The following is a 24,312-nucleotide window of genomic DNA, read 5'->3' as shown; positions in this document are numbered from 1 at the left end:
GCGCAAGTGGGCACGATAGACCGGAATGGGTGGGCACGTTCACCGAAATACGCAACGGCAATCGAAGTCATCAATGTCGAGCGTGGACACGGCCTTACCAATGCTACGCGCATGCTCGTTTAGCCGGCGCGACAGCTTGGTACCTTGGCTGACCGCATCCTTTGCGGCCTGGTTGTCCGGGTCGGCCTTGCCGACGTAGATCGGGTGGTCCACACCCTTGAGCGGGGCGTAGGGGCCAAAGTTGCCACGGTAATAGATTGCGTAAACGCCGGCGCCATAGAACTCGGGGATTTTTGCCAACGGGTGCTTGGTTTGAGCCACCAGCGTCAACGCCACTACGCGGCCGGAAGTGTTAGGGTCTGAGGGGTCAAAAATGGACTCGGGGCGCAGTACTGGGTCGAGCTTGTTCGTGATGTTTTTGAGCTGAGCGGTAGTTTGCTCCAGGCCGAGTCTGAGTTTTTTCACGGCTCGTAGATCGTCGCCGGGTTCGGCCGTGGAAATTCGTTCGGTAAGGGTGCGCAGTTCGGAAAGCAGCACTGCCAGTGGAGAGTCTTTCTTTTTGCTTTTTGCCATCAAGGTTCCGCGTTTGGGATTCCAATCTCAATGGAATCGAAAGAGTTAGATCATCGGAAATGCACCGATCTTTCCACAATATACTACCGAATACCGTCTATGAACAAGCAATGCGGTGGATCAAGATCTACGAAGAGGAAAACGTTCCAATTGTGGAGATCAGCATTGCGCCGCAGCTCGTCTTGTCACCGTCATAAGCCACCGCTATGCCGTTGATCAAATGCTTCGAATTTCCACTAACTATTATGCAATTCTGGTGTCCTTTAATGGGACAGCTACATTTATCACCTACTAGTGCAACTGGCTTGCCAGACACTGTGAAATTTTCAGCCCCACTTTCCATGACCTTTCCGCCATGCGCCGTTGGGTCTCCCAGACGAATAACATTCTTCATAAGGCAGCTATCAAAAAATCTTGGAAGTTAGAATTAACGAGCACTTTTTCTAATATTTTCAACTGGACGCTCACGTATTGAAGAAGTGATTTTATCCCATATTAAAATCGCCTGATTATCAGTAATACTAGGCAAGATTGCTCCTCTGGAATTTTTCTTCAGACCACTGTTAAGCGACAATTTTAGAACAGGCAACAAAGGATTATCTGGCTGCCCTTGACTAACAAAAAGAAATTCATGAGAATCTTTCTCGGATAACTGTTGAGGTTTTTTAGCTAAAACTTCAAAACCATCCCATTTCCCGATTTTTCGTTCGCCACGCCTATATATTTTTATTCTGGAATACCAGTTCTCTTTGCCACTACGCTTAGCAAATTCTTCTGCTTGTCGTAGTCGCGGCTCTAACGCATCTGAATCGACCAATTTTGGCTTCAGAGATGTAGCAAGAGAAAAATGGACGTCGGGAAATTCACTCAGACGGATTCCCAATGTCAAATTCTCGTAGTCCAACCGGGATGTCTCGCTCACAAATCCTCCGTCTATACAAATTCCCTCGCCACTCGATATTTCGCCATCAGCCCTAGAACGCAACTTCGACGCAATGGAATTCATGGTTTTGATCATTAAGATATAGTCATCTTTTTCCCCATACGCTTCGCCTTCTTGAACAAACAAATCATTCCCCACTTGAACATAAGACTGAATTCGATAAAATGATCCACTAGCTTTACTCACACCGAATACAATTTTCTGATAAGGCATGCCTCCATCTATTACATTTCCTAAGAGAGAGGTGCTCTTTCGCAATGCATTAGAAGCAAGGAAACGCTCTTCTTCTACTTCAAGCAACCTCGACTTTACGATTTCATTTATTTCACTCCCTTTCCCGATATATCTTTCAATAGGTAACGATACGTCAGCAGGCCCGTAAATAATTTTTGCAGTCTCGGGGACGTCTATCAAAAATCGGCCGATACATACAGTTTTGGTTTTATCAAAAAACTCAAGGGATTCGCTTCTCATTACAGCTCCCATATTACTCTTAACCAACAAAAATATAAGCAAAAATGCGCTCAAAAAAATTATTTTGACCGAGCAGAATTTTATTCTTTCATCCATTCTCACCCCATTTCATAGTCTGTATGATGCGAATCAGGCTATACATGGTTGCCCTTATTACATTATTATCGCCATAACTAGCTTGGTGCTCATAGCCAGATTGACGAAATATACCTTGAGGCTTCTTACTCCACAGTTGATGCTCTGATGATCTTAAAGGTACGGTTTGATCGCCTGCACCGACGCTTCTGCCCAATGATGCACGATGACGGTACATAGTTTTCTCACCAACCTTACGCAATTCGAATTTACCCTGGGCATCATCAAAGTCTATCGCTAGATCCTCCCAATTTTTCTCTCGACTACGTACGTCAAACTGCCATACAACACTTGCCCAAGAAGGACGGTCTTCTTCTGCTGAGTAATGGACATAGGTGCAAGGGTGATATGTGTTGTGTATGCTGTCATGAAAAATTCTTGCCTCTTGGAGGAAATTGCAGGTATTAGCAAACCCACGCCCTGGAAGGTTTGCTGGATTAATCCATTCCTCTCTTAGCAAGGAAAACCACTTCCCCCTTATCTGATAGATCTCACTGTACGGGTCCCCTCTCTCAGGAAGACTTTTTAATAGAGTAGTGCCCTGACGTATTTCTAACCAATTGTTCCCGTAAGCACGGCTAGGCAGTAGCTCCAGTCCTCCGGGCGCATTTGCCAAAACAGCTGTTACTTCATACCCATAATTTCCGAGAACCTTAGGAGGAATTGCCATTTTTGTCACGCCCTCTTCAAATCCACAACGCATCCTTTTGTAAGCAGCAGGTGCACCAACCGCTGGCATGGCACCATGGATTACCCCAAGCACTTCATTGGCCAGGCCACCGATTTCAGGATGAACCAGCGCTCTCGCCACCAACCCTCCCATAGAGTGAGTAACAACTATGACTTTCTCACACTGATAGTTTTCTGAACGATATTTTTGTATCAGCTTGCGAATTCTTATTGCCATTTTTGCCCCGGATACCCCATTTGATTGCAGCCAGTTATATCCCATCGCATGTACAGGGAAGAAGCACTCTGACAACGCTTTTCTACATTCAGCTTCGGTGATTGGAGGTAAAACTGGTTCATTATGGGCTTTAAAATCTGAAGGCGACTGATCAAGCACTGATCTCCAAAACTTTCCCAACGTAAATCTATTCAGATATTTTTCACAGCTTTCCAAAATCATTTGATAGCTGCTGAAATATATTTCTCCCCACCCTCGCTCCATTGCTTTCTGCTCTTTCGTCTTTCCACCGACTTTTGTTTTAAGGTCATTGACCAATAATGGTGATAGAGGATCAGCATTCAAAAAGACATAAATATCGCCCATGTCGTGACGATCCTCTGAAGTTTCACTTGGATTGCCAGTGGGATTTTTAACAGGGTCGTACACATCTACTTCCGTAGTAAGCGGGCTCAACCGGCTTTGACGATCCGACGCATCGACGAAAACCAACCCTAACGATGAAGTCTTACTATCCGGATGCCAAGCAATATTATTACTTCGTTCTGAAATCCGTTGTTGACCACTTGTGAGTCTAAGATTTGTCCCCATAATTCCAGGTATGAATATAATTGGCAAAACTTTTTTAGGAAGAGCTACCACTGTTTGGGGCGTTTTATCAATTGTCGGCGTGCAGCAACCCTCTGTCATTTTTCCGCCGTTCGCTGTACTAATAGGTAGGTAATTTGACATAATTATTCCTAGTCAAGTAGTTCTATCTGATATGTTGCAAAGGCAATATTACTTTTGAATTTTTCTGACATTCCATTCTCGTCGGTTGTACCTTCTATAATTTGACCATCCTCTACGCTTATCCGATATCGTCTGCCGGCCGCAGGAACATCAGTCACAAAATCCTTGACGATAACTTGCTGGTCATGCTCGATATCAGAATGGACAAATTTGAATTCTTCAGGATCACCGTCACCGCCATTTTTATGTAAAAATTTCGATGACTTAATTGTGTGGAGACCGCTACTTTCTTGCGTAATAGCTCCGCCCCCATAGTGAGATTGACAGCCCTTCGCAATTATTTTTATCGCAGGCGATTGAATTTCTATGTTTTCATTTGCGATCAGTTTTATTTTCTTCAGCGAGGTTATTTCTATATCGCCGTTGTGAGTCTGAATGCGGATACTTCCGCTAGCCGCGACAATTTTTATTCCACATTTAAACGCAAGCATGCTTATACTGCGGCTTGCTCTGGCTAGAAGGTTGCGCCCAGTACTAATCCTTGAGTCTGAGCCGCTCACAAGATCGATTGTCGACTGCGCACCCAATCCGATCGCATCTTGGCTGCCGACGAAATGACCCGCAGGTGCGCTTACAGCGACAATCGGTGCTCTCGCATTTTCGTTGCCTTCAGAGTCAGTCCAAGATGAAATTCGTTCGGCGAGAAGTGGCAGTCCCGAGGAGTCGTTTGAATCTGCTGAATATTTTTGTGCAAGCTGGGCTAGGTGGTCAGAAATTTGGCATCCAAGGTTTGCTGAACGGCATAACTCCTCCCGTTCAAGAAAATGTCCTTCTGCTCCGATTTGCGCACTCGCGCTTATTAACACGCCGTGGGCTCCCCGCAAGCCAATCGCTTTATCGGTTCGAAGTTCTGCCCCCTCACCGCGTATCTTCGCATCGCCCTCAAATCGTGATTGGGTTAAAAAACCAATGTTTAGCTCACTGCACCCGTGATCGCTGGAAAGCTGCGCACTAATTTGTCCGGAGGTGTCATCGAAGCGTATTTGATTTCCCCTCCGTCCTTTGACTTCCCGGCTTTTTGTCCCCGACAAGTAGCGGTTACCGGGTAAGTCACCCACGCCACTAAGCGCCGCCGGCTCCGCCCCCTGATTAAACATCTGCCCCACAATCACCGGCCGATCCGGATCCCCACCCAGAAAATTCACCAACACCTCCGTCCCCACTCGCGGCAATCCCACCGTTCCGCACTGCTGCAAACTCCCCGGCCCGTTCCCCGCCCAGTTCGACGCCACCCGCACCCGGGCCGAATCGGCCTCCGTATCCGACGCACCCGCACCCACTGCGGCCTCGTGATCCACCGCCCGCGTGCCAGGAAAGCGGATCTTCACCCGGCCCAGCTGGTCGCAATGCACCTCCTCCCCTGCCGGCCCCACCACGATCGCGCTTTGCATCTGCGCGGCTGGCAGGTCGGTGCGGGCGTCGTAGGTCGGGACGATGTTGACGCCGCGTCGCACTGCCGTGAACTGGATGTGCATGCGCAGCGGGCCCGATGCCACGACGTCTGTAGGCTCAAGGGACAATAGCGAGTCTGCCGATTCCATGCCCCAACGGCTGCGGGCGAACAGCCGTTCCACGCGGGTGGCCAGGGCTTTGGGCAGGTTGTTCTGGGCGTGCACGCGCAGTGCGGTCAGGACGAAGTCGCGTTCCTCCGGCGCGTGGCCGTCCACTTCGGGGTGGTCGGCCAGGGTGAAGTATTCGCCGGCGCAGAAGTCGCGCACGCTGCCTTCGCCGTGGAAGCATTTCGATTCGTAGTCGTGGCGGCTCATGCGCAGCTGGCCCAGGCGGCACAGGTCTTCGTTGTCGTCGCCGGCGTGGGGCATCAGGACCTGGTAGTCGTCCAGACTTGCTGCCAGCTCGTTGCCGCTCACACCCTGGTCCACGCCGCTGACGGCATCGGCTGTCATGAAGTCGCGGCCCTGCGGGTTGCGGTAGTCCCAGCTGTGGCGCGTGACCACGCCCGCTTGCAGCGTACGAACCGCCGTCCAGGAGGTGATGGCGTCGCGCTCTTCGGTGGCGCCGTCGCGGTGGTAGCGCACGGTGCCGGCGGCGTTCTGGCGCAGGCTGTCGGCGTTGTTGAACAGGACCAGCATGTGCAGCGGTGCTTCGCCGTCGCCGCCAGTACGGATGTACCAGCCGATGCCGCGTCGCGCGAGCAGGCGGCGGATGAAGGCGGCGTCCGATTCGTTGTGCTGCATGGTGAACTCGCGCCTCGGATACTCGCGCTGGGCGAACGCTTCGTCCACCTCGTGGGCGAAGCTGGTGCCGAGGATGGGGCTTTTCTGGCGCCATTCGTTGAGGATGCGCTGGACGATCTCAACTTCGTTCATGTCGCGAAATACGCGGGTGTTGATGCGCTTTTCCAGGATGGCTAGCGCGTCGCGCAGCACCAGCTGGTAGCTGGCCAGGCCGCCGTCGCTGTCGCCGGCGGCCGCTTCGGTGACGATGCCGCACACGCTGCGCACGCTGCCGCTGTCGGTCACAAAATCGAGCGCGGCCGGCACGGCGATCATCTGCTTGAGCGGCAGGTGCGCACTGGCCGACACACAGAGCACGCGGTAGTCGATGCCGCCGCACAGCGTTTCGGTGCCCATCACGCGCTGCGGCAGCAGCATGTCGTCGTTGATCCCGCCCGGCAGGTCGAGCCGCAGGCGCAAGGGCCGGTTGCTGGTCACCAGTTCCTTGGCCAGGCCCATGAAGCTGAAAAAATCGTCGTCGCTGTCCACGCTCGCTCCTCAGGTATGCAGCAGGTACATCAGTTCTTCGCGGTCGGCTTGTGCGATGTGTCCAACCTCGTCGTCGACCAGGAAGGCATTCACGCTCAGACGGCTGGTGCCGTCCAGGCGCGGTGCGCGCATGGCGCTGCCCTCGCGTCCCAGGAACACTTCCCAGGTCATGCCAGCGCCGCAGTGCAGGCCAAGCATCGCAGCCAGTTGTAAGGCGTTGGCGCCGCCGGGCAGGAAGCGCTCGTACGCGCTCTCGGGCAGCGGGCCGATACGCAGTCGCACGCGCGCGTCGCAGCCGTAGATACGCTCGCCCAGCAGCACGCCGCTGCCCAGGTCCACGTTGGCGTGGGCCAGTTGCGCCTGGTGTTCCGGCGCCAATGGCTGCCACTGGCCGACCAGCTGCTGCACCGCGAACGGGACGTCGAAGTACTCGGCGTACATGCCCGCCATCTGCGGCGCCGACACGCTGCGGCTGCGGATCTGCATGGCGTAGCGCGCCAGTGTTTCGGGCTGCACGCCTTCGCATTCAGGCACGCCGGCCAGCGCCAGCAGCATGGTGAGAAAGCTGTCGTCTTCGTCGTCCGGTCCATCCATCGCTTCGGGGCGGTGCTTGGCCCAGGCCTGGTAAAACAGTTCGGTGGCGCGGTGCGACAGCAGGTCGAGGAAGGCGCGCGGGCCGCCGTCGTTGTGGCTTTTCTCGTGGCGGTTGACGCACTCGCTGTAATGCAGCGGCAGCACGCCCTGGCTGCCCAACATGCCGATGAAGGCGGGCGTGAGACGGATGCGGCCATCGCTCTCTTCTCCGATGTTCTCGATCTGGTTCGGCGGGAAGGCCAGCGACAGGCGGTTGCGGTAGCGTGGCTGCGGCAGGCGAGCCTGCGCCAGCAGCCGCACCGCCTGGAAGAATTCGAAGCTGTGCGGCTGCTCCAGTAATTCGGCGATTACGCCAGTGTCAGCGCTCCGTTGCGAGGCAGGCATCGCAGCAGCTCCTTTCCGTCCGGGTGCGACAGCACCACCAGCTGGGTAAAACTGTTGAGATGGACGTGCAGTCCGAACAGGTGGTCGAGCAGTTGCGCAAAGGCGTGGATGCCGGTGCCGGCGTAAGCTTCTTCGTCGAGCCACACGCGCACCTCCACGCCGCGCAGGTAGGCGGCGCCGCGCTCCTGCTGCACCCACGCGGTGGCCGGCCGATGCGCCAGCGCGGCGATGCCGGCTATCTGCCGCTCTGCCACCACGCTGTCGGTGCGCGCGTACAGCCGCAGCATGGTGGCCAGCGCCGGCAATCCTTCCTGCGTAAGCGAGCGGTGGTTCAGTGCCAGGTGCGCGATCAGGCCCCATTGCTGGTGGGCGCCGGTCGATTGCCGGTACGACTGCGTGGGCCGGCGCAGCAGCCGGATCGGCAAGCCGCCGGCCTGCGCTTCGGTCACCAGGTCGCCGCCGGCGCGGCCGTACGGCAGGTCGTGCGGCACGTTGCGGTTGGTGCAGGTAACGCGCACGGAGGCGGTGCCTTCGTCCACTGCCAGCGGCGAGAAGTCGCGGTCCACCAGCGCCAGCGACATGTCGTGGCCGGCGCCGGTCGCTGCCAACTCTTCGTCGCGCTGCACGCGCCAGTAATGACCGTGGTTGCCGGCGTGGCCCAGCGCGTAGTACGGCAAAAACTCGGTAACGGTGCTGCCCTGCGGCGTTTTGCGCAGCAGCTGCACCGAGTCCACGCTGTAGATGTCGCAGGCGTGGCCGGGGATCTCGTCGGGCGCCAGCGGATAGCTGCTGCGGCGGTGGTTGATGCGAATCGGCGTGGCCGGCTGCGCGAACAGGTTGATCACCGGCGTGCAGCCCAGCACCAGGTTGTCGGCAGTGAGGGTGCGCAGCTGGCGCGCGAGCGAGTCGTCCGGGCGCAGATCGGACAGCGCCAGACTAACGGTGACACTGGTGCAGCCAGCCGGCGCGCCTTGCAGCAGCGCGGCCAGGTCGAGGTCGAAAAAGTCGAACTTGTCGGCAAAAGCGAAGTACTCGGACAGCAGGCGGTAGGCGCTGTGCTCCGATGGAGCCGAGGGCAGCAAGGCTTCGTCGTCCTTGAAGCCCACCGGTTCGAACGGTGGGCGTTCCAGCATGTGCCACTGGTCGCCCGCCTGGACCCAGGCGCAGCGCGTACGCATGAACAGCAGGTCGCGCAGGGTGGCGCGCAACGACGCCTCGCCGTCGATGAACACGCGCAGGTGGTTCAGTTCCAGCGCGGCCAGCGCGCGGTTGGCAACCGTGCTCTCGATGGTGATGCAGATGGCCGAGGCGGCGTCCGGCGGCAGCGGCAACGTGGCCGGCGCCTGCAGGTAAGGCTCGAACCACGCGGTGCTGATGGCGACCGGTGCGATGGTGACATCGTAGGCGGTGCGAAAGCGGCAGGTGACGGCGCCGCGTCCTTGCGACTTCATCGCGGTGCCGCGCGGCAGCGTGGTGACGCCGTTGATCTGGCTGGCCTTGGCGCCGGAAAAATCCACCCGGGCGATCGAGCAGGCCGGCATGGGGCGCAGCAGGTGCGGGTACAACATGCCCAGCAGCGCTTCGGTGAAGTTGGCGTAGCCGTCGTCGAGCAGCTTGGCGGTGCGTGCGTTGAGGAAGGCGGCGCCTTGCAGCAGGCGTTCGATGTGGGGGTCGGCACAGGTTTCGCCGTGGATTTGCAGGCTGCCGGCCAGCTTGGGATAGCGCGAAGCAAACTCGGCGCCGGCGCGGCGCAGCATGCTCAATTCGCGTTCGTAGTACGGCAGCAGTTTTTCCATCGCAGTATCCTCGTGGCACAGGAGGTCGATGATGGCACTGCTGCCACCAGGAAATTTTGAGGTAAAACAATCTTCCCTATTGGAAAAATATGGGCCAGAAATGCAAACGCCCCTGGCGGTAAGGCCAGGGGCGCTGGTTATTGCGAAGCTGGTGCTACAGGATTACTTGGTCACACGATCCCACCCCTCACGCACCGCATCCTTGAACTTCTCCCAGCTCGACTGCGGGTGATTCGATTCCCAGCTGCTGCGCAAGTCCGGTTCCGCGCTTTCCCACGGCTTGTCCTTGTAGCCTGGGTTGCCGGCCATTGATTCGCCGTAGCGGTAGGCCGGGTCGTAGTCCTGGAAGGTGCCGCCCGTGTACGAGTAGGTTTTCTCCCAGTGCGAGCGGAAGTAGGCCGGGTCGCTGGCGCTGTCGTCACCGCGCAGAATGTTCAGGCTATCCTGGTTGGGCGTGGCCACGTCGCGCGGGTAGATGCGCATGCCGCTGCGCTGCACGGTCGGTTCCACCGAGATCGGCGGCGCCAGGCCCTCGATCACCGGCGGCAGTACCTCGCCGCGCTGCAGCGAGCCGGTGGTGGCCAGTTGCTCGGTGCGGGCGAAGTCGACCGCTTCTTCGCGCGGACGGATGCCGTGGTATTCGGGCACGGCGGTCTGCTGCGAGTTCAGGGTGGTCTGCTGCATGCCGGTACCGCTACGCAGCGTGTCGGCGCCGGTCCAGCCGCTGGCGCGCCACATGGTTTCGTGCTCGTCGATGTCGATCGGGTTGAAGTCGTCGATGATGTCGGCCGCGCGTTCGGCGGTTTCCTGGCTGCCAGTGTTGATGGTCAGCACCACGTGGCCGCGATTCAATGCTTCCGCATAGACGCTATGGTCAGCGTGTTCGCGGCCCAGCAGGTCGCTGAACATGGTCTTGACGCTGCCGAGGATCGATTGGTCATCGTTGATGTGATGGGTGCCGGCAACGCCGACGGAATCGCTCACGCGGATGGTGTCGCGGTCAAAGCCGCTCAGTATCAGTTCGTCCTTGGCCCGGTTGGCTTCGGCACTGGTTTCGAATACGGCTGCGAGTACGTGGGTCATGATGGTCTCCCTTGGTTTAGGACGCATGAGGTCGGTTGCAATACCAGTCTACGTGTTACGGCTTGAGTTTAGCGCTCGTTTGCCAGGATGAAAGCACGTTTGGATGTCGTAGCTAGGCTTGCAGAAATGCACCTTCGCCGGGGCGAAGGTGCCATGTTTTATGCCGTCAGCAGTTGTTGCTGGAAGGCTTTATTGAACGCCGGAATATCGTCCGGTTTGCGGCTGGTGATCAGGTTTCCGTCGACCACCACCTCGCTATCTTCCCAGCTTGCGCCAGCGTTGTGCAGGTCGCCTTTCAGGCTGGGCCAGCTGGTCATCTTGCGGCCATCCACCAGGCCGGCATCGATCAGGGTCCACGGGCCGTGGCAGATCGAGGCGATCGGTTTGCCGGTGGCGCCGAAGTCGCGGATGAAACCAATCGATGGCTCGGACAGACGCAGCGCGTCCGGATTGGCCACGCCGCCCGGCAGTACCAGGCCATCGTAGTCGCCGGCCTTGGCGTCTTTCACATCGAGCTCCACCGCAAACTGTCGCGACGCGGTCAGGTGTTCGAAACCCTGCACCTGTTCACCTTTCGCTTTCGGCGAGATCAGCGTGACCTGGGCGCCGTGTTGCTCGAGGAACTGGCGCGGTTGCTCGTATTCGACCTGTTCGACGCCGTCGGTCATCAGGACGGCAATGCGCTTGCCGGACAGGCTGCCGTTATCGGGCTGGTTCATGTTGTCCTCCGTGAGTGGAATAGGGCCTATCAAGATGCCATGCTCTGGCACGCGTGCCTGTGCGCGCACGAACATTCGGGACGCTTCCGGGTTAAGCCGGTGCGTTTTGACCTGGATCAAGGATTTTCATGCTCCTGATCAATACACTTGTTCTCGCTACTTAATCGTAAAAATATGCCGGGTGGCATAGGCCGTACCTACCGTGCGGCAGATTATTGACGTGGGCCAGGCCCACATACTCGGTTGCGTCGGCAGCACTGCACACGCATGCCGGCCAACCGAGAGCAGGTTACCTTTAAAGGAAGTGAAAATGAGCAAACTGATCGCCGCAGCAGCCGTCCTGGCAACCCTTACACTGAGCACGAGCGCCGCGATGGCGCAAGAAAGCCCGTGGCAAGTCCGCGCTCGCGCGGTGTACCTCGACCCCGCCGACAAGTCGGCGCCGGTGGCGGGCACAGGCGCGTCCGACCGCCTCACCGTCAGCGACAAGACCATTCCCGAAGTCGATATCTCTTACTTCTTCACCCCCAACTGGGCGGCCGAGCTGGTGCTCACCTATCCGCAAAAACACGATGTGTTCCTCGATGGCGGCAAGATCGGCAGCTTCAAGCACCTGCCGCCGTCGCTGCTGCTGCAATACCACTTCACCAACAGCACGCCGTTCAAGCCATACGTGGGCGCCGGCGTCAACTACACCCGCATCTCGAGCGTCAACCTGCTCAATGGCGGCGCCGACCTCGAGAACGACAGCTTCGGCCTGGCGGTACAAGCCGGCGTGGACTACCAGCTCGACAAGAACTGGTCGCTCAACTTCGACGTGAAAAAGGTGCAGATCCGCAGCGACGTATTCATCGGCGGCGCCAAGGCCAGCCGGGTGAAGGTCGATCCGGTGCTGATCGGCGTAGGGGTCGGTTACCGATTCTGAGGCTGGGTTACGCTGTTGTCATGAGGCTATAATGGGGTATCCACGTTTGTCGTCACCAATGGAACCCCGCCCATGCGCAAGACACTGATACTCCTGATGCCCCTGCTGCTGACGGCCTGCGTCGATGACTCGGCCTCGTACTTCGTCGACGGCAAGGCCGGCAGCCACGCGCTGACTGTGCACCGCGCGCAAAAATACTTTTGGAGCAATGTCACCACGGTCGAGCTGATCATGCAGCGCCTGCCCGACTGCATGCGCCGCTTCGAACTGACCGACCTGCCTGCCGACGAAGTGGAAATCGAAGTGCTGTCCGGTGGCGACAACGTCTGGACCCTGCGCTCGGGCAGCGAGATGTGGCAAGTGGAATCGCAAACCTGCACCATGTATCCCGACGTCAAGGGCGACGGCGGCGAGTTGATCGGCGTGTTCCGCGATGATGGCGGCAAGTTCGTTTTTGAGGAGGCGGTGCTGGAGCCGGTTCCGGTTCCGGTGCCGGTGACGCCGGCTGCGGCGCCAGTGCAGTAACCGCCAGTCGCCGGCTCTTGCGTCGTCATCCTCGCGAAGGCGGGGATCCATAGCACATTTGAATCGTGCCACCGTCTGCACGAGCCAACATGATTTCACTGCCGCATGGATCCCTGCCTTCGCAGGAATGACGGCTTTAAGAGCCTGCGGTCGAACGGTTAGCGGCTCAGAGCAACGCGCTGCGGGCTGGTGCGTGCACACGGTGCCACCACTGCAGGCTGCTCCCCACCGAGCCTGAACCGGCTCACCAGCTCCGCCAGGTTGCCCGCCTGCTCCTGCATACTGCCCGCCGCCGCAGCGGCCTGTTCCACCAGCGCGGCGTTTTGCTGCGTTACCGCATCCATTTCCGTGATCGCCATGTTGACGTGGCCGATGCCCGTACTCTGCTCGCTCGAGGCGTCGGTGATCGCCGCCATGATCTGCGTCACCTTCGATACGCTGGCCACCACCTGGTCCATCGTCGTGCCCGCTTCAGCCACCAGCGCGCTGCCGGCACTGATGCTATCCACCGACGAGTTAATCAATTCATTGATTTCCCTGGCGTCCGCCGCCGAGCGCTGCGCCAGGTTGCGCACCTCGCTGGCTACCACTGCGAGCCCACGGCCCTGCTCGCCGGCGCGCGCCGCTTCCACCGCTGCGTCTGCACCACTTGCGAGACCACCTTGCCACCCTGCGCCGCCACGCTCGAGGCCGACTGCACCAGGGTGTTGGCCTGCACCGCATTGGCGGCGTTCTGGGCCACGGTGGAGGTCAGCTCTTCCAGCGAACTGGCCTGCGACTCGGTGCGCGCCGACAGGTCCATATTACCGCTGGCGATTTCGCCCGAGGCGGTGTCAATGGTGTCGGCGCTGCGGCGGATGTTGCCAATGGTGTCCGACACGCGCTGCTGCATGGCTTTCATGGCGGCCAGGATGCTATCCTGGTCGCCGGCGCCGGTGCGGATCTCGGCGCTAAGGTCGCCCTCGGCGATGCGGCGCGCCACTTCGCCCACGTGGGCGGGGTCGCCGCCGATCGAGCGCCGCACGCTGCGGTTGACCATGCTGACGATGCCCCACAGTAGCGCGCACACGACCAGCAGCACGCCACCCGAGCAGACCAGAGACGCACGGAAGGCGCCGTCGATGTCATCGGTGTACACGCCGGTGACAGGTCCCACTCCCACGGCGCATAGCGCTGCACGCGGCTGAGCTTGGGCACCGCCTCGGTGCTGCCCGGACGGTGCAAATAGTAATTGACGTAGCCGGCGCCCTCCGGCGACGACGACTGAAAGTCAATTGAAAGGTGAGAGACATGTGCACAGAAGAAACAAAATCTGTCAGAATGGCGATAACCTACCTTAACAATTATGCTTTTTATGAAACTTCTCCTGTCGGCGGCGCTGGTGGCCTCGTGCATCTCATCCAGCCTGGCGGCCACGCCTGCTGACCAGCCGTCGCCGGCGGCCAGGCGCGCGATCGACAGCGCCAGCTGGCTGGCCCACGTGACCACCTTGTCGTCGGACCAGTTCGAAGGCCGCGCCCCCGGCACGCCCGGCGAAAAACTTACCACCGACTACCTGCAACAACAGTTCAAGCAACTGGGACTGGCGCCCGGCAACCCGGACGGCAGCTATGTGCAGGCGGTGCCGGTGGCGGCCATTTCCAGCTACCCGACGCTCAGCTACACGGTCGGCGGCAAGCCCACCCAGCTCAAATTCGGCGATGATTACGTGGCCTGGTCGGCGCGCCCGCAAAAAGAAGTCGACCTGCATGGTTCCGAGCTGGTGTTCGTGGGTTATGGCGTGCAGGCGCCAGCGTTGCTCTGGGACGACTACAAGGGCATCGACGTCAAGGGCAAAACCCTGGTCATGCTGATCGGCGAGCCGCCCGGCGCCAAGGGTTTCGGCGGCGGTGCCAGCCAGGCTGGCGGCTACTACGGCCGCTGGGCGTACAAGTTCGAGATGGCGGCCAGGCTGGGCGCCGCAGGCGCCCTGCTGATCCACGATCCGAAGACCGCCGGCGCCTCGTACGAGGTGGTGCGCAACACCTGGACCAACGAGAACTTCTTCCTCGACAGCCAGGCACCGAACCCGGACTTTCCACTGGTGCCGGGCTGGTTGCACCACGACCGCGCCAGGGCGCTGGTCACGGCCGCCGGCTTCGACCTGGACAAGCTGACCCGGCAGGCCGGCAAGCGCGACTTCCATCCCGTGCCGCTGGGCGCCACCCTCAATTTCACGGAAGTGAACGCCTGGCGCACGGTTGCCACCAGCAACGTGGTGGCGCGCATCGAGGGATCGGACCCGCAACTCAAGCACGAGGTGGTGCTGTACAGCGCGCACTGGGATCATTTCGGCATCGACGAGACCCTGCCCGGGCCGCGTCCGCAACAGATCTTCCACGGCGCGCTCGATAACGCCGCCGGCGTGGCCGCGCTGCTGGAAATCGCCAAAGCCTACCAGGCGCTGCCGGTGGCGCCCAAGCGCACCATCGTGTTCCTCGCCACCACCGCCGAGGAACGCGGCCAATTGGGCGCGCGCCACTACGCGCGCCAGCCGCTCTATCCGTTAAAAAACACCGTGGTGAACCTGAACATCCACGGCATCAACGTCTGGGGCCGCACCCGGTCGGTGCAACTGCGCGGCATGGGCAAGTCCAGCGCCGACGACGTGGTGGCCGCCGTGGCGCGCCGCCAGGGCCGCGCGCTGCGCCCGGAGGGCCCGCTCGAATTCGGCAACATGTACCGCGGCGACCAGTTCGAATTCGCCCGCGTCGGCGTGCCGGTGGTCACCCTCGGCGACAGCCTCGACTACGTCGGCCGGCCACCGGCCTGGGGCCAGGAAAAGCAGATGCGCTACCACGCCCAGGTCTACCACACGGTACACGACGTGGTGGACCCGAAATGGGATCTGCGCGGCGCGGTGCAGGACATGAATTTGCTGTTCGAGGCGGGATACCGGTTTGCGCAGGGTAAGGACGGGCCGGTGTGGCGGGAGAAGGTGGAGTTCAGGCGGTGAGGGTTGGGTAGAGGTCGTGCCAGCGCGGGTTGGATTGATGAACCAGGTCGATCTTCCATTCGCGGCGCCATTTTTTAAGGTGTTTTTCGCGGGTAATGGCGGCGCGGATGTCGCTGTGCTGTTCGTACCAGACCAGGCGCTTGACATGGTATTGCTCGGTAAACCCGTGCGCCAGCGCCTCCCGATGCTGCCAGACGCGGCGGATCAGGTCGGAGGTGACGCCGATGTACAGCGTGCCGTAAGGACCACTGGCGAGCATGTAGACGTAGCTGAGCTTTTCCATCTTGGTTGGACACTGCCACGACTCAAAGGTTCCATGGATCCCCGCGTGCGCGAGGATGACGGATTAACCGCAAACGATGAGTCGTCATCCCCGCGAACGCGGGGATCCACAGGCAATAACGGAACTCGTGACGTCACACCGCCCGCGGCTTATGCGCCGCCAGCAACCTGGCCGCGATCGACACCCCCACCGGCGACTCCGGCCACTCATCCCCCGGCCCGAACCACCGCGCTTCCGCGATCTCGCTCTCATCCACACGGATCTCGCCGTCCAGGTAGTCGGCCGTAAACGCCACCATCAGCGAATGCGGAAACGGCCACGACTGGCTGGCGAAATATTGCAGGTTGTGCACGCGCAGGCCCACTTCTTCGTACACCTCGCGGTGCACCGCTTCTTCGATCGACTCGCCCGCTTCCACGAATCCGGCCAGCGCCGTATAGCGTTTGTACGGCGAACTGGTGTGCATCGCCAGCAGCACCGAATCGCCCTTGCGGATCAGCACCATCATGGCTGGCGAGATGCGCGGATACGCCATCATGCCGCAGGCCGGGCACTTGTAGCAGCGCTCGCCCTCGAGCTGCGCCATCGGCGTCGCACATACGCCGCAGTAGCGGTGGGTGCGCGCCCATTCGGCCAGCTGGAAGGCGCGCCCGGCCAGTCCCAGGAAACCATCATCGACCACGCCGAACAGCGAGCGCAGGCCGTGATAACCATGCTCGGCGTCGGGCGCCACCGCGGCGTCCAGCCAGGCCAGCTGGTAGTACACGCCTTGCCACAACCCCAGCGCGTGGATGCGCTCGGGGGCGATCGGCAGCGCGGCGACGATGGCCGGCGCCGGCAAGCCCAGCGTGGCGTTGTTCAGCAACAACTCTCCACGGTGAAAGACAAAGGTGCGCGGGTGGTCGGCCGCTTGCGGGCGGATCAGGGGTTCGAACGTGGCGGGCGTAGACAGCATAAGGCAGGCTCGATAAAAGGCGGGGGCCCATCTTACCGCCTTTCAGATTTGCCCATCGCTATCCCCCGAGCAGGCGGTGTTTTACATTGTTGCTCCAAGGCCAAAATGTGACCATTTCCCTGCGGCTAAACGGTATGATAGGTGAACACTTGCGCCGTCTTTTTGTTACCTGACCCCTGCCTTCATGACCACTCCTGCCCCTGCTGCCGCCCCTGCCGTGACGAACAACCCAGCCAGCGCGCTGGACAATGTGATGGCGCTGGCTGCGCAAGGGCGGCTGGCGATTGCCGACCTGTTCGGCGCGGCGGCAGTGCTCACCGAAAGCGGCCAGCCGCAGGTGGCCATCGCCCTGTACCACACCTGGATCGCCCATAGCGACGCCCGGCTGATCTATGCGGCCTGCTTCAACCTGGCGGTGGTGCTGTCGAACACCGGCGACAATGCCGGCGCCGAGGCGGCCTTGCGCAAAGCCATCGCCAACAATGCCAATTTCGTCGAGGCGCGCTTGAACCTGGGCAGCCTGCTCGAGCGCACCGGCCGGCCCGATGACGCGCTGGCCATGTGGCAGTCGATCCTCGACGGCGGCCTGGTGCCCGACATCAAGACCACGCCGGCGCTGTACGTGCAAACCCTGAACAACCTGGGCCGCCTGCTGGAAATCCGCCGGCGCTACCCGGAAGCGGAAGCGATGCTGGCGCGCAGCCTGCACGTCGATCCGCAGCAGGCCAACGTGATGACGCACTGGGTCCACCTGCGCCAGAAGCAATGCGCCTGGCCCGTGTACAGCGGCCTCGAACACATCTCGCAGGCCACCATGCTCGAGGGTACCTCGGCGCTGGCCATGCTCAGCGCGTCCGACGACCCGGCCATGCAACTGGCGGCCGCGCGCCGCTTCGTGGTGGAAAAGGTCAACGCCGCCGTCGCCCCGCTGACCGGCGAGCATGGCTACGGCCACGCGCGCCTGCGTGTCGGCTACCTGTCGTCGGACTTCTGCTCGCACGCGGTGTCGATCCTCACCGCCGAGCTGTACGAGCTGCACGACCGCAGCAAGGTCGAGGTCTATGCCTTCAGCTGGAGCCGCGAAGACGGCTCGCCGCTGCGCGCACGCGTGGTCAAGGCGATGGACCATTACATCCGCATCGACCACCTGACCGACGAGCAGGCCGCGCGCGCCATCCGCGCCCACGAAATCGACATCCTGGTGGACCTGCACGGTCTCACCCTGGGCGCGCGGCCCAACATCCTGGCGTACCGACCGGCGCCGGTGCAGATGACCTACCTCGGTTTCCCCGGCAGCACCGGCCTGCCCGGCATCGACTACGTGGTGTCCGACGAATTTTTGATCACGCCGGACATGGCCGAGCACTTCAGCGAAAAGCCGCTGTACATGCCCGACGCGTTCCAGATCAACGACCGCCAGCGCCCGATCGCGCCCACGCCCACGCGCGCCAGCGTCAACCTGCCCGACGACGCCTTTGTGTTCTGCTCGTTCAACAACAACTTCAAGTTCACCGAGGAGATGTTCGCCAGCTGGATGAACATCCTGCGCCGAGTGCCGAACAGCGTGCTGTGGCTGGTGGCCGACTACCCCGAGGTGCGCGACAACCTGTGGCGCTATGCCGAGCAGGCCGGCATCGACCGCCAGCGCCTGATCTTCAACAGCCGTGCGGTGCCAGCCGAGTACCTGGCGCGCTACCAGCTGGCCGACCTGTTCCTCGATACGTATCCGTTCAACGCCGGCACCACCGCCAGCGACGCCCTGTGGGCCGGCCTGCCACTGGTTACCCGCACCGGCCGCACCTTCTCGTCGCGCATGGCCGGCAGCCTGCTGCGCGCGGTCGATCTGCCGCAACTGATCACCGACAACCTGGCAGACTACGAGGAACTGGCGGTGGCGCTGGCGCACGACCCGGCCCGCATCGCCGCCATGAAACGCCAACTGGCCGCCAACCGCCTCAACTGCGCGCTGTTCGACAGCCCGCGCTTCGTGCGCAACTTCGAGGCAGCGTTGCAGCGCGTGGCCAAGCCGGCCGCGCCGCGCCTGCCCGCACCGGCGCACGCGGTGCGCCCGTCCGAGGTGACAGCAGCAGAGGCAGCACCGGCGCCGGCACAGCTCGACCAGATCCCGATCATCACGGTCTCGCACAACGCGCCGCAGCAGATCGAGACCCTGCTGGCCAGCGTGCGCCGCTTCCACAGCAACCGCGTGACCATCATCGACGGCTCCAACCCGGACGTCGCCGAGCAGATCCGCGCCATCGCCGCCAACTACGACAACGTCGAGTTCATCGCCTTCGGCTACGACATCGGCCAGGGCCCTGGCCTGGCCTGGGCCATCGAACACCTGGGCCTGTCCGGCGAAGCGCTGCTGCTTGCGCCCGACGTGGCGCTGGTCAACGACGGCCTGCTGGCGGCGCTGCATGCCGAGCTGGCGCCTGGCATGTACGGCGTGGGCGCGGTCCACGCCGTAAACGAACTCGGTTACGACCGCCCCGACGGCGCCTTGCGCTACCTGCACCCGGCCTGCCTGCTGGCCAATATCGACGTGGTGCGCCAGTGGCCGCTGCCGATCAAGCACGGCGCGCCGCTGATCGCCGCCATGCTGGCCTTGAACCACAGCGGTAACACCGGCCTGATCAAGCACCTCGACTGGGTGCGCGCCGATCTCGAAGGAGCCGAAGGTGCACACACACCGCGTTTCCTGCAGCGCACCGGGGCCGGCGCAGCCGCAGCGGTCGTGGCGCACCACTACGACCTGCCCGGCGCCGCCACTACCGTCAACACCGACCTGCTGCACTTTGTGCCGACGACGGCGCGCAAGCTGGTGGACGTGGGCTGCGGCGACGGCACCCTGGCCCGCGCCTACCGCCAGCGCAACCCGATCTGCAACATCACCGGCATCGAAGCGGAACCCAGCCGGGCCCAGGCCGCCCGCCAGCATTGCGACTTCGTGTTCCTCGACCAGCTGGAGACCACCGGCGCCGCCTTCTGGGACCACGTGCGCGGCGCCGACTGCTGGATCCTGGACCAGTCGCTCGAGCACATGGACGACCCGTGGAGCGTGCTGCAAAAGATCCGCACCAGCATCGCACCGGGCGGCAAGATCGTTGCCACCATCAACAACTTCCAGCACTGGAGCATCCAGGCGCGGCTCAACGCAGGCGACCTGCGCTACGGTCCTGACGGCATCGCCATGGCCCGCAAGCGCATGTTTACCCGGGGCGCCATGCTGGCCTTGCTGCAACAGGCAGGCTTCCAGATCAGCGGTGGCAGCGCCCGCATCACCGACGAGCCGGCCCGTGAAAAATACCTGCCGGCGATCCGGCTGATGGCCGGCGCCTCCGGCATCGACCCGGTGATGGCGGTGGAAGATGCATTGCCATGGCAATACATCGTGACCGCAGTCGCGGCCTGAAGCACAACAACAATACAGGAGATCATCATGGCCCATTCCGACACTGCCCGCATCCACGACGGCGCCGTCGTCGCCGCCAGCGCCACCCTCGGCGACTTCGTGGTGGCCTACCCCGGCGCCGACGTCGGCGAGCATTGCCGGGTGCGCGGCTTTACCCAGTTGTGGCCGGGCGTGCGCCTGGAAGCGGGAGCCGACCTCGGTCCCGGCGTGACCCTGGAGGCGCCCGATTCGCTCGACGCCAGGCAAGCCGGCGACAGCATCGTCATCGGCGCCCAGGCCCGCGTGGGCGCCGGTGCCCTGATCTCGCGCGGCGTGCGGCTGGGCCAGGGCGCGGTGGTCGCGCCCGGCACGGTGGTGGCGCAGAGCGTGCCGCCGTACGCCATCGTCAGCGGCTCCCCGGCGCGCGTGACCGGCTACACCCAGAACGTCAGCGGCTCGCCGGCGCTCGACTGGCACCGCCGCGTCGACGTCCCCGCAGAGCCGTCGGTGGTGGCGCTCGAGGTCGCCGGCGTGACCGTGCACCGCTTCAAGTTCATGCACGACCCGCGCGGCGACCTGTCGGTGGGCGAGTTCGAACGCGAAATTCCGTTCACGCCCAAGCGCTACTTCCTGGTGCTCAACGTACCGAGCGACAAGTCGCGCGGCGAGCACGCCCACCGCGAATGCCACCAGTTCCTGGTGTGCGTCAAAGGCAGCTGCGCGGTGGTGGCCGACGACCTCGAACAGCGCTGCGAGGTCCACCTCGACTCGCCCGACATCGGCGTATACCTGCCGCCGATGACCTGGGGCATCCAGTACAAATATTCGAGCGACGCCGTGTTGCTGGTGTTCGCCTCCCATTACTACGCGGCCGACGACTACATCCGCGACTACGACGAATTCGTCGCCGCCAAGCGCGGTGCCGCCCAGGAGACTGCATGAACATCCCCTTCCTCGACCTCAAGGCCATCAACCTGAGCCAACAGGACGACATCGAACAGGCCATGCGGCGCGTGCTGCAGTCGGGCTGGTACGTGCTGGGCAAGGAAGTGGCCACTTTCGAGCAGGCGTTCGCCAACTATTGCGGCACGCGCCACGCGATCGGCGTAGCCAACGGCCTCGACGCGATCTTTTTGCTGCTCAAGGCCTATGGCGTCGGTCCCGGCGACGAGGTCATCGTGCCGAGCAACACCTACATCGCCACCTGGCTCGCTGCCACCCATTGCGGCGCCACGCCGGTGCCGGTGGAGCCGGTCGAAGGCACCTACAACCTCGACCCGGCGCGGGTGGCTGCCGCCATCACGCCGCGCACCCGCGCCATCATCCCGGTGCACCTGTACGGCCAGGCCGCCGACATGGACCCGCTGATGGCGCTGGCCGAGCAACACGGCCTGAAGGTGATCGAAGATGCGGCCCAGGCCCACGGCGCGCTGTACCGCGGCCGCAAGGTCGGGGCACTGGGCCACGCCGCCGCCTTCAGCTTCTACCCGGGCAAGAACCTCGGTGCGCTCGGTGACGGCGGCGCCATCACCACCGATGACGACGCGCTGGCGCAGAAGCTGCGTACGCTGCGCAACTATGGTTCGCAAAAGAAGTATCACAATGAAATGGCCGGCTTCAATTCGCGGCTCGACGAATTGCAGGCAGCGGTGCTGTCGGTCAAGCTGCCAGCACTGGACCAGCAGAACGCCGCCCGCGCCGCCATCGCCGCCGTCTACAACATCCAGTTGGCCGACGTGCCAGGCTTGCGCCTGCCCGAGGTGGCAGAGTGGGCCGAGTCGGCCTGGCATCTGTACGTGGTGCGCCATGCCCAGCGCGACGCGCTGGCGGCGCGGCTGGCTGACGCCGGCGTCGGCACGCTGGTGCACTATCCGTTGCCGCCGCACCTGCAGCCGGCCTACGCCCAGCTGGGCCTGGCCGAAGGCAGGCTGCCGATTGCCGAGGCCATCCACCGTGAAGTGCTGAGTTTGCCTATGGGCCCCACCATGACGGTGGAACAGGCGGCCAAGGTGGCCGCCGCCGTGCGCGCTGCCGTCGCCGGCCTGTAAAGGTGACCGGCAGCCAGCCTGGCCGGCGGTGCGGCCTGGTATCGCCTGGCGGCCGTTGCAACCTTCAGGTTTAGCCGGCCTGGTCCGGCGCCGCTGCGCGCTCGACCGCCACCGGCTGCGGCAGGAAGCGGCGGTAGCGCTGCTGGGCGGCGAGGATGTGCTCGTGACTGAGCTCGAAATGGTACGACGCCTCCGACTCGCTTACCCGGCGCGCGCCGAACAGGCGCTCGTGGAAGGCCCAGACATTGCGGTTTTCGCGGTTGACCTCGAAGTGCGAATCGCGGAACCCCAGGTGCCCGAGCGCGTAGTCGTAAATGATCAGCGCCGATTCCATGGCGGTATCGACGGCGGCGCCATCGACGATGATCCAGCTGCCCCATTCGAAGCTGTCGCCGTTGGCGTTGTACAGCCGCACCGTGCCCAGCGGCTTGAGGTCGCGGTCGCAGATGATGAAGTAAGCCTGGCCGCTGCCGCGCTGGTATTGTTCGATCCAGGCGGCCTGGCGCGCGACGTCGTCGGCGACCGGCGACAGGTAGGCATTCTTTTTCGGATCGAGGCGCAGCGACAGGATGAAAGCGGCGTCGCCGGGCTCGACGTCGCGCAGGATCAGCTTGTTGCCGGTCAGGCGCGCGGCGGGATAAATCACGGGACTCGCTTGCATGGTAGCTCCTGTTGATACGGTGTCCGCTACTATAGCGCAGCGACAATTATAGTGGCGTCAAAGTTGGCCGCCGTGTGATAATCGCCGCAAGTCTTTTCAGTGAGAGCGTCGATGAAAATCACCACCGTCATTCCGGCCTATAAATCGAAATACCTGTTAGAACTGCTGGCGGCACTGGCCCAGCAGACCGAGCCGGCCGACGAGGTGATTTTCTCCGACGACAGCCCGGACCAGAGCTTCACCGCCATGCTCGCCAACGAACAGTTGGCCGACATCGTGCGCAAGCTGAACATCACTGTGATGCCCGGACCGCGCCGTGGCGCCTATGCCAACTGGTCGCAATGCATCAACGCCTACGGCGGCAAGACCGAGCTGGTGCACATCCTGTGCGACGACGACATCATCTATCCGCAGTTCTACGAGCGCCACCGGTGGGCCCACCGCCACGGCACCTTCAGCAGCACGGTCAGCCGCCGCTGGACCGCCAGCGAAGTGGGCCAGCCGCTGCAGGGCGGTCTCAATATTCCGGACGAAATCGCCAACCACCCGCAGCGCCTGGTGCCGCTCGACAGCGGCGTGGTATTTTCCACCACGGTGGGCTGGTCGCGCAACTGGTTCGGCGAGGTGTCCAACTCGGTCATGCGCGCGGAGACCGCCAACCTGATCGTGCAGCGCGGGGTCGGCGGCATTTCGATGGCGGGACTGGAAGACCTCGGCGCGCTGACGGTCGGCTCGATCGCCAACCCGCTGTGCTTTATCAACGAGCATCTGGGCTTCTTCCGCCAGAGCCCGAACCAGAATTCGGCCAACGGCAATTCGGCGGTGATGAAGTGCGCGATCATGTCGTACCTGGGCCTGGCGCTGACCGGCCACCGGCTCGGCCAGCTCTCGCGCGAGCAGATGCTGGCCACCATCGGCACGGTCGGCGCCAACGTGCTGCTGCACTACGCCAGTCAGCCCGACACCGCCGAGATCCGCGCGCGGCTGCCGGCGCTGATGGCCGGCGAACCCGATTCCGAAGAACCGTTCCTGGCCGCCTGGCGTGACTTTGTCACCGCCCACGGCCATTACTGACCTCGACTATCCGATGCTGATCTCGCGCATGAACACGCGCGGCAGGTCGTAACCATCCCACACCGGGCTGAAATCGAGCGCATGGCCGAAAGGCACCATGCGGTCGATGCCGGCCAGCGGCGCCGCTGCCACCAGCGCGCGCAACTCCGCGCGCGTCACGCCGGCGTACGACAGCGTCTGCACGGTGCGGTTGAGCAGCGGACGCAGCGCGTCCAGGTCTGGCAGCGCGCATTCGAAGAACAGGCCGGCGCCGCAATGGTGCTGCACGTGCAGCGCCGGCGTGGCCAGCCAGGTGCGCGCCAGGTCGTTGCTGGCGGCCAGATCATGGC

19 protein-coding genes and 2 pseudogenes are annotated in these 24,312 nt (G+C 61.9%); 7 read left to right on the top strand and 14 right to left on the bottom strand.

Annotated elements, in window-relative coordinates; translation table 11 throughout:
- Positions 1 to 39: 39 nt before the first annotated feature.
- The 9 genes from DUPY_RS12240 to DUPY_RS12215 all read right to left on the bottom strand — a co-directional run bounded on the left by DUPY_RS12240 (position 40) and on the right by DUPY_RS12215 (position 11,123).
- On the bottom strand, positions 40 to 573 hold the full coding sequence (locus tag DUPY_RS12240; RefSeq protein WP_070248409.1) for an Eco29kI family restriction endonuclease: 534 nt from the start codon (positions 571 to 573) through the stop codon (positions 40 to 42).
- Positions 574 to 700: 127 nt separating this feature from the next.
- Positions 701 to 967: a PAAR domain-containing protein gene (locus tag DUPY_RS27210; RefSeq protein ID WP_071651625.1), complete on the bottom strand. Its 267-nt coding sequence runs from the start codon at positions 965 to 967 to the stop codon at positions 701 to 703.
- Positions 968 to 1,000: 33 nt separating this feature from the next.
- A complete protein-coding gene (locus DUPY_RS27900; protein ID WP_141749525.1) occupies positions 1,001 to 2,086 on the bottom strand; it encodes a T6SS immunity protein Tli4 family protein in 1,086 nt (361 codons plus the stop codon).
- A complete protein-coding gene (locus DUPY_RS27205; RefSeq protein ID WP_071651624.1) occupies positions 2,079 to 3,764 on the bottom strand; it encodes an esterase/lipase family protein in 1,686 nt (561 codons plus the stop codon). The genes DUPY_RS27900 and DUPY_RS27205 overlap by 8 nt, the downstream gene beginning before the upstream one ends.
- Positions 3,765 to 3,772: 8 nt before the next feature.
- A complete protein-coding gene (locus tag DUPY_RS12235; protein ID WP_229255340.1) occupies positions 3,773 to 6,547 on the bottom strand; it encodes a type VI secretion system Vgr family protein in 2,775 nt (924 codons plus the stop codon).
- A gap of 9 nt (positions 6,548 to 6,556) precedes the next feature.
- The gene (gene tssG, locus DUPY_RS12230) at positions 6,557 to 7,525 is read right to left on the bottom strand and encodes a type VI secretion system baseplate subunit TssG (RefSeq protein ID WP_070248413.1); all 969 of its coding nucleotides are present in this window, start codon (positions 7,523 to 7,525) and stop codon (positions 6,557 to 6,559) included.
- Positions 7,489 to 9,321, bottom strand: a complete 1,833-nt coding sequence (tssF, locus tag DUPY_RS12225; protein WP_070248407.1) for a type VI secretion system baseplate subunit TssF — start codon at positions 9,319 to 9,321, stop codon at positions 7,489 to 7,491. The genes tssG and tssF overlap by 37 nt, the downstream gene beginning before the upstream one ends.
- A 162-nt stretch (positions 9,322 to 9,483) precedes the next feature.
- Entirely contained in the window at positions 9,484 to 10,404 is a 921-nt protein-coding gene (locus DUPY_RS12220) for a hypothetical protein (RefSeq protein ID WP_070248405.1), read from the bottom strand.
- Between the two features lie 158 nt (positions 10,405 to 10,562).
- Positions 10,563 to 11,123: a type 1 glutamine amidotransferase domain-containing protein gene (locus DUPY_RS12215; RefSeq protein ID WP_070248403.1), complete on the bottom strand. Its 561-nt coding sequence runs from the start codon at positions 11,121 to 11,123 to the stop codon at positions 10,563 to 10,565.
- Between the two features lie 310 nt (positions 11,124 to 11,433).
- On the opposite strand from DUPY_RS12215, the gene DUPY_RS12210 reads away from it, so the two are divergent.
- Together DUPY_RS12210 and DUPY_RS12205 are read left to right on the top strand one after the other, a co-directional pair.
- Positions 11,434 to 12,048 (top strand): OmpW/AlkL family protein, encoded by a 615-nt coding sequence (locus tag DUPY_RS12210; protein ID WP_141749524.1) that lies wholly within the window; start codon positions 11,434 to 11,436, stop codon positions 12,046 to 12,048.
- A 72-nt stretch (positions 12,049 to 12,120) separates the two neighbouring features.
- A complete protein-coding gene (locus tag DUPY_RS12205) occupies positions 12,121 to 12,573 on the top strand; it encodes a hypothetical protein (RefSeq protein WP_070248401.1) in 453 nt (150 codons plus the stop codon).
- A gap of 158 nt (positions 12,574 to 12,731) precedes the next feature.
- On the opposite strand, the pseudogene DUPY_RS29310 reads toward DUPY_RS12205, so the two are convergent.
- A pseudogene (locus DUPY_RS29310) lies at positions 12,732 to 13,447 on the bottom strand (methyl-accepting chemotaxis protein); the annotation flags it as partial.
- 480 nt (positions 13,448 to 13,927) lie between these two features.
- Between DUPY_RS29310 and DUPY_RS12190 the strand changes: the two are divergent.
- Positions 13,928 to 15,568: a M20/M25/M40 family metallo-hydrolase gene (locus DUPY_RS12190; RefSeq protein ID WP_070248395.1), complete on the top strand. Its 1,641-nt coding sequence runs from the start codon at positions 13,928 to 13,930 to the stop codon at positions 15,566 to 15,568.
- Here DUPY_RS12190 and DUPY_RS12185 read toward each other — a convergent pair.
- Positions 15,558 to 15,851 carry a GIY-YIG nuclease family protein gene (locus DUPY_RS12185; protein WP_070248393.1) on the bottom strand — a complete coding sequence of 98 codons (294 nt, stop codon included), beginning with the start codon at positions 15,849 to 15,851 and terminating at the stop codon, positions 15,558 to 15,560. The genes DUPY_RS12190 and DUPY_RS12185 overlap by 11 nt on opposite strands.
- A 133-nt stretch (positions 15,852 to 15,984) precedes the next feature.
- Positions 15,985 to 16,806, bottom strand: a complete 822-nt coding sequence (gene nudC, locus DUPY_RS12180; RefSeq protein ID WP_070248391.1) for an NAD(+) diphosphatase — start codon at positions 16,804 to 16,806, stop codon at positions 15,985 to 15,987.
- A 184-nt stretch (positions 16,807 to 16,990) separates the two neighbouring features.
- Here nudC and DUPY_RS12175 point away from each other — a divergent pair, with 184 nt between their 5' ends.
- Genes DUPY_RS12175 through DUPY_RS12165 form a run of 3 tightly spaced genes read left to right on the top strand, consistent with a single transcriptional unit; the run spans position 16,991 to position 22,248 of the window.
- A complete protein-coding gene (locus tag DUPY_RS12175; protein ID WP_070248389.1) occupies positions 16,991 to 20,221 on the top strand; it encodes an O-linked N-acetylglucosamine transferase family protein in 3,231 nt (1,076 codons plus the stop codon).
- Between the two features lie 27 nt (positions 20,222 to 20,248).
- Entirely contained in the window at positions 20,249 to 21,142 is an 894-nt protein-coding gene (locus DUPY_RS12170; protein ID WP_070248387.1) for a WxcM-like domain-containing protein, read from the top strand.
- Positions 21,139 to 22,248 (top strand): DegT/DnrJ/EryC1/StrS family aminotransferase, encoded by a 1,110-nt coding sequence (locus tag DUPY_RS12165; protein WP_070248384.1) that lies wholly within the window; start codon positions 21,139 to 21,141, stop codon positions 22,246 to 22,248. Before DUPY_RS12170 ends, DUPY_RS12165 begins: the two co-directional genes overlap by 4 nt.
- Before the next feature lie 70 nt (positions 22,249 to 22,318).
- Here the strand turns inward: DUPY_RS12165 and DUPY_RS12160 are convergent, their stop codons facing one another.
- Entirely contained in the window at positions 22,319 to 22,909 is a 591-nt protein-coding gene (locus DUPY_RS12160; protein ID WP_070248382.1) for a GNAT family N-acetyltransferase, read from the bottom strand.
- Positions 22,910 to 23,020: 111 nt separating this feature from the next.
- Here DUPY_RS12160 and DUPY_RS12155 point away from each other — a divergent pair, with 111 nt between their 5' ends.
- On the top strand, positions 23,021 to 23,983 hold the full coding sequence (locus DUPY_RS12155; RefSeq protein WP_070248380.1) for a glycosyltransferase: 963 nt from the start codon (positions 23,021 to 23,023) through the stop codon (positions 23,981 to 23,983).
- Positions 23,984 to 23,989: 6 nt separating this feature from the next.
- Here DUPY_RS12155 and DUPY_RS28385 read toward each other — a convergent pair.
- A pseudogene (locus DUPY_RS28385) lies at positions 23,990 to 24,312 on the bottom strand (hypothetical protein); the annotation flags it as partial.

This window comes from Duganella phyllosphaerae, assembly GCF_001758785.1.
In the GTDB taxonomy this organism is placed as follows: Bacteria; Pseudomonadota; Gammaproteobacteria; order Burkholderiales; family Burkholderiaceae_D; genus Rugamonas; species Rugamonas phyllosphaerae.
Note: the sequence above shows the minus strand (reverse complement) of the source record. Positions and strands in the feature narration are given on the sequence as shown.